Here is a 14,167-nt window from a genome sequence, read left to right on the forward strand (position 1 = left end):
ATAGCGTCTTTACACATTTCCAATTCTAATTACGTCGGCAAAAATTCCAGATGCTGTAACCGCTGCACCAGCACCAGCACCTTTTATAATTAACGGTTGATCGATGTATCTGTCGGTGTAAAATTCTACAATATTGTCTTTTCCTTCCAGATTGTAAAACGGACTTTCCTTTGGAATAAATTGTAAGCCAACACTAGCTTTTCCATTATCAAACGAAGCTACAAATTTGATTCTACAATCTTTAACTTTTGCTTCGGCTAGTAAATTTTCAAAATGGCTTGAATGTTTGATTAATGACTTGAAAAAATCTTCATTATTAGTTGTTTCCATGCATTCTTGTGGTAAAAAACAATTGTTTTCAATGGCTTCCATTTCCATTTCGTAACCGCTTTCGCGAATTAGAATTAGAATTTTTCTAGCTACATCAACGCCACTTAAATCAATTTTCGGATCAGGCTCGGTAAATCCTTGTACGCCAGCTTCTTTTACAACGTCGTGAAAGTTATAAGAATCACTAAAATTATTAAAAATAAAGTTCAAACTTCCCGATAAAACGGCATTAATTCTGTTCACTTTATCTCCAGAAGCAATTAAATGTTTTAATGTGTCAATAATTGGTAAACCGGCACCAACATTGGTTTCAAATAAAAATGGTGCATTGTATTTTCGAGATAGATTTTTTAGATTTTTATAGTTGTCATATTTTGATGAACAAGCGATTTTATTACAAGTAACGACAGCAATATTCTGTTTTAAAAACTGATCATAAATGGATGCAATGGCTCCATTTGCAGTAATGTCTACAAAAATGCTATTGCGTAAATTTAGTTCTTTTGCTTTAGAAATAAACTCTGAAACATTGGCATTTTCACCATTATCTAATTGTGATTTCCAATCTTTCAGCGACAATCCATCTTCATCAAAAACCATTTTTCGAGAGTTTGACATTGCAATTACTCGAACATTAATTTTTAGATTTTCTTTTAGGAATTTCTTTTGTTGGTTAATTTGGTCAACAAATTTTTCTCCGACATTTCCAACGCCCATGACAAACAAATTTAGCTGTTTTGTATTGTCTTCAAAGAAGCGTTCGTGTAAAGTATTCAATGCTTTCTTGACATCTTTTTCATTAATTACAACTGATATATTTCTTTCAGATGCACCTTGAGCAATGGCACGAATATTCACATTATTTTTCCCTAAAGTACTGAACATTTTGCCACTTAAACCTTGGTGATTTTTCATATTTTCACCAACCAAAGCCACAATACATAGGTCTTTTTCTACAATGCAATTGTCTATTTTATTTTGAGCAATTTCTAATTCGAAAGTTTTATTTATTGCTTTTCGAGCTCTTTCTGCATCTTGATTTTGAATTCCGATGCAAATGGAATGTTCCGATGAAGCTTGAGTTATAAAAATCACATTGATATTTTCTTGAGAAAGTACTTCGAATAATCGTTTTGATGATCCAGCAACACCAATCATTCCTGAGCCTTCAACGGTTAATAGTGCAATGTTGTCAATGTGAGAAATTCCTTTTATCGGATTTGCATTTGCATCAGGATTGTTGGAAATTAATGTTCCGTAAGCTTCAGAATCGAATGTGTTTTTTATCCAAATTGGAATAGCAGCTTTCAAAACCGGTTGAATTGTTGGCGGATACAAAACTTTGGCACCAAAATGCGATAATTCCATTGCTTCCTGATACGAAATAGATTCTATTGGTTGCGCTTGTTTTACAATTTTCGGATTAGCAGTAAACATTCCGTTGACGTCGGTCCAAATTTCTAATGAATCGGCATTTACGCCATTGGCAATAATTGCTGCTGTATAATCGGAACCACCACGACCAAGAGTTGTAGTATTTCCGTCTTTAGAAGAAGCTATAAAACCTGGTAAAATTACAACCTGCGATTTATTTGAATTAAAATAATCATCAATAAGTGAATTAGTTACATCAAAATTAACGACTGCTTTTCCGAAATTAGAATTGGTTTTAATCAACTTGCGACTGTCTTTAAAATTGCTATTCGGAATAGTTTGTTGCAGCGCTGTTGCGATAATTTGAGACGATAATAATTCGCCAAAACTTGCAATAGCATCAGAAGTTCTTGGAGATAATTCTCCCAATAAAAAACATCCGTCAAGAAGTGTTTGTAGTTGATTAATTTGACTGTTTATCTTAATTAAAAGCTGATTTTGATTTATGCTATCAATTAAAACTGAAATAGTTTCGAAGTGTTTTTGTTTAATTTCTTCAATATTATTTTTATAGTTTTCATCTTTTGAAGCAGCTTTTTTCGAGGCATTCAAAAGCATATCTGTAACGCCACTTAAGGCAGAAACAACTACAGCTAATTTTTCTTTTTTTGATTTTTCAGTAACAATATTTATTGCTAATTGAATATTTTCGGCATTGGCAACAGAGGTTCCGCCAAATTTTAATACTATCATGATATTTTGTTGTAAGATGAATTTATGAGAATGATTTCAAAAAAATTTGCACTCTCATTTTGAAAGTCCATAGAAATTGGATTATATGTGAAAATTATACCCCAAATGGGGTTGTAGTTGTTGTAGATGTAGTGCCAATAAAACTCACAACCAAAGAATTGGTTGTAGATACGAAGCTGTATGTGTGGCAATTGTTCAACATATATTTCAAAAGTAACATTTTTTAGTTAACAAAAAAACGAGTTGGTGATTTTTGTGAATCCTTCATTTTTAAGTAGTTTATTTATTTTTTAAAATGATATTCTATTTATATGAAGTGTTTTTTTAACAAATATTCAATAAAATAATGCCTTCAAATCTTGTTTTTTAACAATCGTTTACGGAATTTTGAGGTCTAATTTAATTCCAAAATGGACAATTCGCATTATATAAGTTCAGAAGTACTGCATTTAGAGACTTTACAAGAAATAATTTCACAACACAAAAAGATTTCTTTATCGGAAGAAGCCAAAATAAATATTCAAAAATGTAGAGAATATTTAGATACCAAAATGGCTGGAAACGAGAAAGCGATTTATGGAATTAACACAGGTTTTGGCTCTTTATATAATGTAAAAATTTCCAATGAAAATCTATCGCAATTACAATCTAATTTAGTAAAATCGCATGCTTGTGGTACTGGAGATGAAGTTCCGAGTGCGATTGTGAAAATTATGTTGTTGTTAAAAATTCAATCGTTGAGCTATGGACATTCTGGAGTTCAATTGCAGACAGTAGAACGATTGGTAGATTTTTATAACAATGATGTTTTACCAATAATTTATACACAAGGTTCGCTTGGCGCAAGTGGTGATTTGGCTCCGTTGGCACATTTATCGTTACCATTATTAGGTGAAGGAGAAGTAAATTTTGAAGGTAAAAAAGTACATTCATCCAAAGTTTTGAAGCAATTTAATTGGCAACCAATTGTTTTGCAATCTAAAGAAGGATTGGCATTATTGAATGGAACACAATTTATGAGCGCTTACGGAAGTTATATTTTGCTAAAAGCAATGAAATATTCTTATTTGGCAGATGTTATTTCGACAATTTCATTAGAAGGATTTGATGGTAGAATTGAACCTTTTAACGAATTGATACATTACATTCGTCCGCACAAAGGTCAAATTGTGACGGCGAAGAGAATTACTCATTTGCTTGAAGATAGCGAAATTATTGCACAAGAAAAGCAACATGTTCAAGATCCATATTCGTTTAGATGTATTCCTCAAGTGCATGGAGCATCGAAAGATACGATTGATTATGTAAAAAAAGTTTTTAAGACAGAAATTAATTCGGTTACTGATAATCCAAATATTTTTGTAGGTGAAGATGTGATTATTTCTGGAGGAAATTTTCATGGTCAACCTTTGGCAATGGCTTTAGATTTTCTTGCAATTGCATTATCAGAATTAGGAAGTATTTCTGAAAGAAGAACCTATCAATTGATTTCTGGATTGCGTGGTTTGCCTGCGTTTTTGGTGGACAATCCTGGTTTGAATTCGGGTTTTATGATTCCGCAATACACTGCTGCAAGCATTGCTAGTCAGAACAAGCAATTGGCAACTCCAGCAAGTATTGACAGTATTGTTTCTAGTAACGGACAAGAAGATCACGTTTCGATGGGTGCCAATGCGGCTACAAAATGTTTGAAAGTCATGGAAAACTTAGAGCGAATTTTGGCCATTGAATTGATGAATGCTTCGCAAGCTATTGAATTTAGAAGACCTTTAAAATCTAGCGATTTTATTGAAATGTTTGTAAAATCATACCGAGAAGAGGTTCCTTTTGTGAAAGAAGATCGAATTTTACATTATGATATTGAAAATTCTGTAGCGTTTTTAAATAGTTTTTTGATTGATTTGGAGGAGTAAAATTTAATTAATTTTTAACTCTATTTTTCTTAACCATTTTTAAATAGATTTTATTTTCTTTAATTTTAAACTCAGTTTTTTCATAGTTTTTTAATTGATAATTTGGGTTCTTAATTAAAAAATCTATTATTTCATCTGAGATAGAATTGAAGTTTAAACAAAATTCTTTAAAAAAATCTTTTTTAATAATTGGGATAAAGAAATCATTATCAATACCATTTATTTGATTTTTGAAGTTAATTATGCATGAATCTATTTCATTAATAACCATTTCATTATTTTCGTCTAATTTTAATTCAACCATTGGTGAATCTATCAATAAAATGGGAATTCCTAAAGAAAATTGATTTTCTTGAATGTGCATTTGAATATATTCTTCTTTGCATTGTAAATCAAAATCATGAAGTGATTTAATCAAGGTATTTGCTGCTTTATGAATTAATTCATCACCATCAGTAAATGCTTAAATCATTTTAAAACCTAATGCATTTCTACCTGGCATTTCAATATCTTTAGGCGAACCAAATAATGCTCTTGAATGTGGATTATCAATTGTGACATAATTTGCTAAAGTAATTCGAGTTTTTTTTGTGTTTTTATTACTCAATAAAATTAAAGGCTTTTCAGTTTTTTTTACATTCTATTAATAAATTAATGGATAAGTAAACATTTTCTTTTTTTTTATTTAAAACGGAAAATAAATCTAGTTCTCTAAAGATTTCACTTTCAATATCTTTGTACATATATGAATTGATAATTTCAAAACCTAATTCATTTAAAACTGATTCACCAAATAATTCTAGTGGATAACCTGTTTTTTTTATCCATGTTAATATTTTATCGTTCATAATTTCAATAAAGTGAAGTTTGTAAATTTTCTTTCAAGCCAACTTTTTTTTAATTTAATAGTGTAATAAATTTTATAAGATTAAAAATTAGATTAATCAATTTTTAAATTTTTTATTTCAAACTTTTTAAAGTCAAGTGTTATTATGCCATTTTGAGATTTATTGTTTTCAGATTTAAAAATTAATTTTTCCACATATTTTTTTGCTTGTGATAGGAGAGACTCATCATTAATTGTAGTTTCAGGTGCTAAACTTCTAATAAATACTTTTCCTTTATCCATACCAATAATACTTACATTAAAAATTATTTGACCTACTTCTGTAAAATTAAATGAATCAAATGTTTGGGTGTTTCCATTTAACTCATAATCTTTAATAGTGTAGCTCACCTCACAAGATATAGCCTCTTTCGGCTTAACTTTAGATAAGATTTCCCCAGTATTTTTGTTATAAACCCAGATTTCATACAAATCAAAATCTATATAATTTATATTATATTCAAATTCATAAGGCTTTGTTATTGTTGGTTTTCCTGAATAATAATATCCATTAGAAACAAGTGATTCATTAATTTTTCCAATATAAATGAATCCCAATAGACCATTATATCCATATAAGTCTTCTTCTTTAATTTTTTTTGCAATATTTGGTTTAACTTTAAACTTTAAGTTTATTAAATTATCTTTATTAATAAAGCTTTTCCAATTTTCAATTTGTAGATTATAATACAACTCTTGTCTTGAATTTATTTCTTTGCTTACTCCAAAAGCATTTTTACCATTATATTTTTGATTTTTTAGAGTTGATTTACTAATTTCAATAGATTTTTTTTTACCATCAAATTCTATTTTATTTTCTTCATTTATATAATCTTTTAATTCAATTGCTAATTCTACTTCTTGATTGTCTGCATCATATTTAAATTTTAAACAATTTAGGTTTTGATACTGCGATTTAATTGCAAAAAGATCATCTTCATTTAATGTTCCCAATACTTTCCTTTCTGTTTCTATTGACAATCTTTTTTCAAATTGTTCAGTAGTTTCAAATTCATTTTTTTGAAGATTTGTTTTTTTTGCCTTTAGATTTTTATATATCTCAATAGTATTGTGACCTCTAAAATCAATAGGAATTTTATTTAAATTCAAATCAAATGAGGTTTTTAAAAAATTTTGTGAAATATTAGATTTGTTTGTTACTTTTTTTTGACAATTTGCATTTAAAATTGATAATATTAATATTATAAAGTAATAAGAAAATTTAATTATAAAATGTTTCATTTTTTTTTTTTACTTTTTTGAAAAGTTCTGCTTTTAGATTTAGAACAAAGAAATACAATATAAATTAATAAAATTTACGGTTTTCCGTAAAAGCAAAATTTATTTTAAAAATAAACTCAATATTCCCAAAATTGCAGGAATGCTTTGAACATAAAATATTCGTTTAGAAACTGTAAAAGCGCCATAAAGTCCAGCGACAAAAACACAAATTAAAAAGAATAAAGCCACATTACAACTCCAAATCCCATTAGAAATAAATAACGACCAGAGTAAACCAAAAGCTAGAAATCCGTTATATAAACCTTGGTTGGCAGCCATTACTTTGGTTTTTTCAAACATATCTTCTGGAATGGTTTTAAATACTTTTCGGGCGCGAGTTGTCCAAACAAACATTTCTAACCATAGAATATATAAATGAATAAAAGCAACAAAGCCAACGAGAATTTGAGATACTAAATTCATAATTTATTAGTTTAGTTTTTGTTTTTTTCTTCTTCAAAAAGGAGTTCAATTCTCTTGTCTGGAATTAACCACATTATAGCAACTATGATGTAAATAATTCCTGATGCAATAGTGTAATATTTGATTAAAACCACAGCAATTAAATATAAAACTACAGATAGTTTTCCTTTAAAATCGTTTCCTACAGCTTTTGATAAAAAAGAATCTTTTCCGTGATGCTGAATAATTACTCGTTGTAAAATATTAAAAGCAATTCCATTCATCATTAAAATTATACCATAAAGCATCATTGGAAATGAAGAAAAATGATGTTCACCAATCCAAGCCGTTGTGAATGGAATTAAAGATAGCCAAAACAATAAATGTAGGTTTGCCCAAAGGATTTTTCCGTTAACTGTTTTTACAGCATGCATCATGTGGTGGTGATTGTTCCAATAAATTCCGACATAAATAAAACTTAATATGTAGCTCAAAAACTTATGAAACAACGGAATTACAGATTCAAAAGAGGTGTCTTTTGGAACTTTAAATTCCAAAACCATTATGGTGATTATTATCGCTAAAACTCCGTCACTAAAGGCTTCAAGTCTGGTTTTATTCATAATTTTAATTGTTTAAACTTCCTAAAGTTTTATGAATCTTTCTCTTGTGATGTGTTTGAATCAAATTTTTTTCTCCCGAAATAACGCTTATGTTTCCATCAATCTCCATCATTGCTAGTTTTACATCTTTACAACTTTCAACGCCATGTTCTCTAATAACTTCGTCCAATTCATCTGAAGTAATCTCTAATTTTGCTAAAGCTTTAAAATCTATTTTTCCGTCATGGATTAAAATTTCTGGTTTGTCCTGAATAAAATCATTAAACGATTTAGAATTGTACATAATTTTCTTCAAAATAAAATTGATTGAAAACAACACCAAAGCTGCAACCAATCCACCAAAAAGCGAAGAATTACTTCCAACCATGGCGTTTTGTACCGAATTGCTAATCAGTAAAATAAGGATAACATCAGCAGTATTTAATTGTGATAATTCTTTCTTGCCAAAAATACGCAATGCAATTACCATAAAAAAATAAACTGCCGCACTTCTAAGGATTATGTCTAAATATGGATTCATAAGCTAATTACTTATCACTTTTTACTAATTATTTCTTCTTAATATTAGTTTCAATTGCTTTGATCATTTCACCTGCAATATCTTTGTTGGTTGCGCCTTCAATTCCTTCTAAACCAGGTGACGAATTTACTTCTAATAAAAGCGGTCCTTTTGCTGAACGAATTATATCAACTCCGGCAACTCTTAAATCCATTGCTTTTGCAGCTTTTATGGCTATTCGTTTTTCGTCGGCTGTTGGTTTTACTATCGACGCTGTTCCGCCCATGTGAATGTTGGCCCTGAATTCTCCTGGCGCAGCTTCACGTTGGATTGATGCAACAACTTTTCCGTCAACTACAAATAAACGTAAATCTTTTCCGTTGGCTTCTTTGATGAATTCTTGAACTAATATGTTGGCATTTAAGCTTTTGAAAGCATTGATTACCGATTCGGCAGCTTTTTTAGTTTCTGCCAAAACGACACCTTTTCCTTGAGTTCCTTCTAATAATTTTACGATTAAAGGTGAACCACCAACCATTTTTATCAAATCGTCGGTATCTAAAGGTGAATTTGCAAATCCTGTTGTGGGAATATCAACTCCATTTCGAAGTAATAATTGCAACGAAAATAATTTATCTCGAGATTGTGTTATGGCTGCAGCCGAATTTAAGCAATACACTTTCATTGCTTCAAATTGACGCGTTAATGCACAACCATAAAATGTAATACTTGGACGTATTCTCGGAATTACAGCATCAAAATTATCTAATACTTTTCCTCCACGGTAATGAATTTCGGGTTTATCGGCATCCAATTTCATGTAACATTCTTTGATGTTTAGAAAATGCATTTCGTGACCGCGCATTTCGCCTGCTTCCATAATACGTTTGTTACTGTACAATTCGGGATTACTGGCTAATAAACCAATGCGCAAACCCGATTTTACAGCAATTGAATTAACGTATAAATCTTTTAAATTTTCGGTTGTAGTTTGTCCGAGTAAATATTTTTGTTCTGGATCAACAAGAATTCTTCCGCTCATAGCTTCACGACCAAGAAGCATTCTAAAACCCATTGAATCTCGATTGGTTAAAGTCATTTCGATAGCCCAAATGTCGCTTCCAATGTTTATACTTGATTGTATTACATAGCGTTGCTCCCGAAAACCGCTAGAACTTTTTACAACACGTTTGTCTATAAGTAACGCTTCGCAATGAATTACGGTTTTTAAATTGTTCTGAATAGGGTTGATGTCAAATTTGACCCAATTGATTCCATCTTTTACAAAAGGAGCAATATTTATGGCATGTAGTGCTGATGTTTTTGCTCCAGAATCTACTCGAGCTTTTATGGCTGGAATTCCAAGTTCGGGAAACGAACACCATTCTTCTGAACCTAAAATTATTTTTTCTTGTGGCATTTTTTTGATGAATTAAATACAATTCGAAAGTACTACTTTTTTTAAAATCAAAAACCACTAACAAAACAATTTTATCAGCAATTGATAGTATGTTTTGTTAGTGGTTTTATTTTGATGAATTAATGATTATTAGTAATGTCCTTTCAAAGATAGAATTTCCAAAATATCAATTATGTTTTCATTAATAACCTGATAAATTATTCTATGTTCACTGTTAATTCTTCTTGACCATTTTCCAGAAAGTTCATATTTTAAAGCTTCTGGTTTACCAATTCCTGAAAAAGGATGTTTACTAATATCTTCAATTAAAAGAACAATTCTTTTTTGAATTATTTTATTTCCAGATTTTTTCCAAAATTCTAAGTCTTTTAAAGCATCAGGAGTGTATCTTATTTCCATATATCTTCTAATGGAATAATTACGCCTTTACCATCTTTCAAATCTTGTTCTCCTTTTAAAACTTTGGTAACAAATTCTTTATTGTACGGACTTTTTTTTTCTTCTTCAATTTCAAGATGTAGCGATTTAGCCAATTCTTTTAATAAAGGAAGATGCTTTTTTTGCACTTTTTTAAATGTTATTTCCATAATCTTAATTATTATTAGATTAACTCGTTGGCTCTTCGGCCTTTTGAACTTTTACAGTCAATTCTTCTGAACCCTCTTCGATATCCATAAATATTTCGTCTCCAGATGCAATTTTAGAAGTAATGATTTCTTCTGCTAATGAATCTTCAACATACTTCTGAATGGCTCTTTTTAATGGTCTTGCGCCAAATTGTCTGTCAAAACCTTTCTCGGCAATAAATGCTTTTGCTTTATCAGATAAATTTAATTTGTATCCTAAATCGGCAACACGAGCGTATAATTTTTTCAACTCGATTTCGATAATTTTATCAATATCGTGTTTTTCTAAAGCGTTGAAAACAATTACGTCGTCAATTCTGTTTAAGAATTCTGGTGCAAAAGTTTTCTTTAAAGCATTTTCAATTATACTTTTCGAATTATCATCGGCTTGAGCCACTTTTGCAGCAGTTCCAAATCCGACACCTTGACCGAAATCTTTTAATTGACGTGCGCCAACATTAGAAGTCATAATGATAATCGTATTTTTAAAATCGATTTTTCTTCCTAAACTGTCTGTCAAATAACCATCGTCAAGTACTTGTAACATCATGTTGAAAACGTCTGGATGCGCTTTTTCAATTTCATCAAGAAGTACAACACAATATGGTTTTCTTCTAACTTTTTCTGTTAATTGTCCGCCTTCTTCATATCCAACATATCCTGGAGGTGCACCAATTAATCGTGAAATTGCAAATTTCTCCATGTATTCACTCATGTCAATACGAATTAAAGCTTCTTCAGAATCGAATAATTCTTTTGCTAAAACTTTTGCTAATTGCGTTTTACCAACACCAGTTTGTCCTAGGAAAATAAACGAACCAATTGGTCGATTTGGATCTTTCAAACCAGCACGATTTCTTTGGATGGAACGTGATATTTTTAATACAGCTTCATTTTGTCCAATTACTTTACCTTGAAGTAGTTCAGGTAAGTTAGCTAATTTATTGCTTTCAGTCTGAGCGATTCTATTTACAGGAATTCCGGTCATCATAGAAACTACATCGGCAACGTTGTCTTCGGTTACTTGAATGCGGTTATTTTTAGAATCTTCATCCCATTGTTCTTGAGCTATGGCAAGGTCTTTTTCTATTTTCTTTTCATCATCACGAAGTTTGGCTGCTTCTTCATATTTCTGTCTTTTTACAACAGAATTTTTAAGTTCACGCACTTCCTCAAGTTGACGTTCTAGTTCTAAAATTTGTTTAGGAACATCAATATTTGTTATATGTACTCTAGATCCAGCTTCATCTAATGCATCGATAGCTTTGTCTGGTAAAAAACGTTCTGACATGTATCTGTCAGTCAGTTTGACACAAGCTTCAATCGCTTCTTGCGAATAGGTTACGCTATGGTGATCTTCATATTTATTTTTGATGTTGTTCAAAATCGTTATTGTTTCTTCAACCGAAGTTGGCTCTACAATTACTTTTTGGAAACGTCTTTCTAGTGCGCCATCTTTCTCAATATATTGTCTGTATTCGTCAAGAGTTGTTGCTCCAATACATTGAATTTCGCCTCTTGCCAAAGCAGGTTTGAACATATTTGATGCATCAAGCGAACCAGTTGCACCACCAGCACCTACAATAGTATGAATTTCATCAATGAAAAGAATAATGTCGTCGTTCTTTTCAAGTTCGTTCATTACGGCTTTCATTCGTTCTTCAAATTGTCCACGGTATTTAGTTCCAGCAACCAAACTTGCTAAATCAAGAGTTACAACTCGTTTCCCAAATAAAATTCGAGATACTTTCTTTTGGATAATTCGCAACGCCAGACCTTCGGCAATTGCAGATTTACCAACTCCAGGCTCACCTATAAGTAAAGGGTTATTTTTCTTTCTACGGCTCAAAATTTGAGAAACGCGTTCAATTTCTTTTTCACGACCAACCACAGGATCTAATTTTCCTTCTTCGGCCATTTCTGTTAAATCACGACCAAAGTTGTCTAAAACAGGAGTTTTAGATTTTTTGTTAGATTTATTTGTAGGCGTATTAAAGTTGTCTCCTTTAAGGCTGTCATCTTGTCCTGAATCTTCGTTGAAAGATTCGTTTTTAGGTAAATTTTCTAAAAAATCTTCTTCTTTTGGTGTCATATCTAAATAGTGTTCTTTGGCTATTTCATAATCTATTTTTAGTTTATTCAATAGTTTTGTTGTAGGATCGTTTTCATTTCTTAGTATGCACAACAATAAATGTGCCGTACTAATTGAAGTGCTTTGAAAAACTTTTGCTTCAAGAAAAGTAGTCTTCAAAGCCCTTTCAGCTTGTCTTGTTAAATGCAGATTTTTCTTTTCTAAACTTAGTTCTGCATTAGGATTTGGCGGACTCAAAATCTCAACTTTCTTTCTTAAATGGTCTAAATCAACAGATAGACTGTTTAAAATTGAGATTGCTTTTCCGTTACCATCGCGTAATATTCCTAGCATAAGATGTTCAGTTCCAATAAAGTCGTGACCCAATCGTAACGCTTCTTCTTTACTGTAGGTTATAACATCTTTTACTCTTGGAGAAAAATTATCATCCATATCGTAGTGTGATTATTTATGTAAATTTAGTGAATTACTTGATTTATTGCAAATATCATTCCTTGTAAATCACTTGTCAGTAAATTGACAAAAAAAATATTATATAATGCAGCTTCTTTTGGGTAATTTATTAACCATTTGGTAACGCTATTTTGTTAATAAATCATTGAAATAAGTGATTAAAAATGCTTTTAAAAATAACAAAATAATGTATCTTGCGCGTTAGAATTAAAAATTAATTTATTTAAAATTTTATAAATATGTCTGACGGAGAAAAGTTAATTCCTATTAACATTGAAGACGAGATGAAATCAGCTTACATCGATTATTCGATGTCGGTTATTGTATCAAGAGCATTGCCTGACGTGCGTGATGGTTTAAAACCTGTGCACAGAAGAGTATTGTATGGAATGTATGATTTAGGAGTTTTTTCTAATAAAGCCCATAAAAAATCCGCAAGAATTGTTGGAGAAGTTTTAGGTAAGTATCATCCACACGGAGATACTTCGGTATATGATGCTATGGTTCGTATGGCTCAAGAATGGAGCATGCGTTACCTTCTAGTTGATGGTCAAGGTAACTTTGGTTCTGTAGATGGCGATAGTCCTGCTGCGATGCGTTATACCGAGGCTAGAATGAAAAAGATTTCGGAAGAAATTATGGCAGATATCGAAAAAGAAACTGTAGATTTTCAGTTGAACTTTGACGATACATTATATGAGCCAAAAGTAATGCCAACAAAAGTTCCTACATTATTAATTAATGGAGCAACAGGTATTGCCGTTGGTATGGCTACAAATATGCCACCACACAATTTAACTGAAGTTATTAACGGAACATTGGCTTATCTTGACAATAATGATATTGAAATAGATGAGTTGATGAACTATATTAAAGCTCCAGATTTTCCTACTGGTGGGATAATATATGGTTACGAAGGTGTTCGTGAAGCATTTAAAACTGGTCGTGGAAGAATCGTAATGCGAGCCAAAGTTGGATTTGAAGAAGCTAACGGAAAAGATGTAATTATAGTTTCTGAAATTCCGTATCAGGTTAATAAGGCAGAAATGATTAAGAAAACTGCCGATTTAATAAATGAAAAACGCATTGAAGGAATTTCAAATATCCGCGATGAATCAGATAGAAACGGAATGCGAATTGTTTACGAATTAAAGCGTGATGCCGTTCCAAATGTGGTTTTAAATACGTTGTACAAATTCACGCAATTACAATCATCTTTTAGTGTAAACAATATTGCTTTGGTAAAAGGTCGTCCTCAAATGCTGAATTTGAAGGATATGATTCATTATTTTATCGAGCATAGACACGATGTAGTTGTTAGAAGAACGCAATTCGAATTAAGAAAAGCAGAAGAAAGAGCACATATATTAGAAGGATTAATTATTGCATCAGACAATATAGATGAAGTAATTAGATTAATTCGTGGATCTAAAGATGGAGAAGAAGCTAGAGGAAAGTTAATTGAACGATTTAAACTTTCAGAAATTCAAGCTCGTGCTATTGTAGAAATGCGTT

Annotated in this window: 14 protein-coding genes; 2 read left to right on the top strand and 12 right to left on the bottom strand. The window is 31.0% G+C overall.

Features of this window, described 5'->3' with window-relative positions; translation table 11 throughout:
• Positions 1-9: 9 nt before the first annotated feature.
• Positions 10-2,457, bottom strand: coding sequence for a bifunctional aspartate kinase/homoserine dehydrogenase I (thrA, locus tag ACH2CG_RS09990; RefSeq protein ID WP_395064730.1), 2,448 nt, complete (start codon positions 2,455-2,457; stop codon positions 10-12).
• Between the two features lie 410 nt (positions 2,458-2,867).
• Here thrA and hutH point away from each other — a divergent pair, with 410 nt between their 5' ends.
• Positions 2,868-4,370: a histidine ammonia-lyase gene (hutH, locus tag ACH2CG_RS09995; RefSeq protein ID WP_395064732.1), complete on the top strand. Its 1,503-nt coding sequence runs from the start codon at positions 2,868-2,870 to the stop codon at positions 4,368-4,370.
• 7 nt (positions 4,371-4,377) lie between these two features.
• Here the strand turns inward: hutH and ACH2CG_RS10000 are convergent, their stop codons facing one another.
• From ACH2CG_RS10000 to ACH2CG_RS10050, 11 genes are all read right to left on the bottom strand, one after another.
• Positions 4,378-4,788: a hypothetical protein gene (locus ACH2CG_RS10000; RefSeq protein ID WP_395064734.1), complete on the bottom strand. Its 411-nt coding sequence runs from the start codon at positions 4,786-4,788 to the stop codon at positions 4,378-4,380.
• Positions 4,789-4,833: 45 nt separating this feature from the next.
• Positions 4,834-4,977 carry a hypothetical protein gene (locus tag ACH2CG_RS10005; RefSeq protein ID WP_395064736.1) on the bottom strand — a complete coding sequence of 48 codons (144 nt, stop codon included), beginning with the start codon at positions 4,975-4,977 and terminating at the stop codon, positions 4,834-4,836.
• Between the two features lie 16 nt (positions 4,978-4,993).
• Positions 4,994-5,218: a hypothetical protein gene (locus tag ACH2CG_RS10010; protein WP_395064737.1), complete on the bottom strand. Its 225-nt coding sequence runs from the start codon at positions 5,216-5,218 to the stop codon at positions 4,994-4,996.
• A gap of 92 nt (positions 5,219-5,310) precedes the next feature.
• A complete protein-coding gene (locus tag ACH2CG_RS10015) occupies positions 5,311-6,366 on the bottom strand; it encodes a hypothetical protein (protein WP_395064738.1) in 1,056 nt (351 codons plus the stop codon).
• A gap of 231 nt (positions 6,367-6,597) precedes the next feature.
• A complete protein-coding gene (locus ACH2CG_RS10020; RefSeq protein ID WP_395064740.1) occupies positions 6,598-6,960 on the bottom strand; it encodes a DUF1304 domain-containing protein in 363 nt (120 codons plus the stop codon).
• 11 nt (positions 6,961-6,971) lie between these two features.
• A complete protein-coding gene (locus tag ACH2CG_RS10025; RefSeq protein ID WP_395064742.1) occupies positions 6,972-7,562 on the bottom strand; it encodes a TMEM175 family protein in 591 nt (196 codons plus the stop codon).
• 4 nt (positions 7,563-7,566) lie between these two features.
• The gene (locus tag ACH2CG_RS10030; RefSeq protein ID WP_395064744.1) at positions 7,567-8,082 is read right to left on the bottom strand and encodes a DUF421 domain-containing protein; all 516 of its coding nucleotides are present in this window, start codon (positions 8,080-8,082) and stop codon (positions 7,567-7,569) included.
• A 28-nt stretch (positions 8,083-8,110) separates the two neighbouring features.
• Entirely contained in the window at positions 8,111-9,481 is a 1,371-nt protein-coding gene (gene rimK, locus ACH2CG_RS10035; RefSeq protein ID WP_395064746.1) for a 30S ribosomal protein S6--L-glutamate ligase, read from the bottom strand.
• Positions 9,482-9,610: 129 nt separating this feature from the next.
• Positions 9,611-9,880, bottom strand: a complete 270-nt coding sequence (locus ACH2CG_RS10040) for a Txe/YoeB family addiction module toxin (RefSeq protein ID WP_395064748.1) — start codon at positions 9,878-9,880, stop codon at positions 9,611-9,613.
• Positions 9,871-10,068 (bottom strand): DUF2683 family protein, encoded by a 198-nt coding sequence (locus ACH2CG_RS10045; RefSeq protein ID WP_395064750.1) that lies wholly within the window; start codon positions 10,066-10,068, stop codon positions 9,871-9,873. The genes ACH2CG_RS10040 and ACH2CG_RS10045 overlap by 10 nt, the downstream gene beginning before the upstream one ends.
• A 19-nt stretch (positions 10,069-10,087) precedes the next feature.
• On the bottom strand, positions 10,088-12,631 hold the full coding sequence (locus tag ACH2CG_RS10050) for an ATP-dependent Clp protease ATP-binding subunit (RefSeq protein ID WP_395064752.1): 2,544 nt from the start codon (positions 12,629-12,631) through the stop codon (positions 10,088-10,090).
• Between the two features lie 260 nt (positions 12,632-12,891).
• Between ACH2CG_RS10050 and ACH2CG_RS10055 the strand changes: the two genes are divergently transcribed.
• Positions 12,892-14,167, top strand: a 1,276-nt coding sequence (locus ACH2CG_RS10055) for a DNA topoisomerase (ATP-hydrolyzing) (protein ID WP_395064754.1), incomplete at its 3' end; no start/stop codon positions are given.

Origin of the sequence: Flavobacterium sp., assembly GCF_043778725.1 — a bacterium.
Taxonomy (GTDB): domain Bacteria; phylum Bacteroidota; class Bacteroidia; order Flavobacteriales; family Flavobacteriaceae; genus Flavobacterium.

Coding starts and splice junctions, on each gene's coding strand:
- thrA (WP_395064730.1), bottom strand. CDS start 2,457: ATGATAGTATTAAAATTTGGCGGAACCTCTGTTGCCAATGCCGAAAAT.
- hutH (WP_395064732.1), top strand. CDS start 2,868: ATGGACAATTCGCATTATATAAGTTCAGAAGTACTGCATTTAGAGACT.
- ACH2CG_RS10010 (WP_395064737.1), bottom strand. CDS start 5,218: ATGAACGATAAAATATTAACATGGATAAAAAAAACAGGTTATCCACTA.
- ACH2CG_RS10020 (WP_395064740.1), bottom strand. CDS start 6,960: ATGAATTTAGTATCTCAAATTCTCGTTGGCTTTGTTGCTTTTATTCAT.
- ACH2CG_RS10025 (WP_395064742.1), bottom strand. CDS start 7,562: ATGAATAAAACCAGACTTGAAGCCTTTAGTGACGGAGTTTTAGCGATA.
- ACH2CG_RS10030 (WP_395064744.1), bottom strand. CDS start 8,082: ATGAATCCATATTTAGACATAATCCTTAGAAGTGCGGCAGTTTATTTT.
- rimK (WP_395064746.1), bottom strand. CDS start 9,481: ATGCCACAAGAAAAAATAATTTTAGGTTCAGAAGAATGGTGTTCGTTT.
- ACH2CG_RS10040 (WP_395064748.1), bottom strand. CDS start 9,880: ATGGAAATAAGATACACTCCTGATGCTTTAAAAGACTTAGAATTTTGG.
- ACH2CG_RS10045 (WP_395064750.1), bottom strand. CDS start 10,068: ATGGAAATAACATTTAAAAAAGTGCAAAAAAAGCATCTTCCTTTATTA.
- ACH2CG_RS10050 (WP_395064752.1), bottom strand. CDS start 12,631: ATGGATGATAATTTTTCTCCAAGAGTAAAAGATGTTATAACCTACAGT.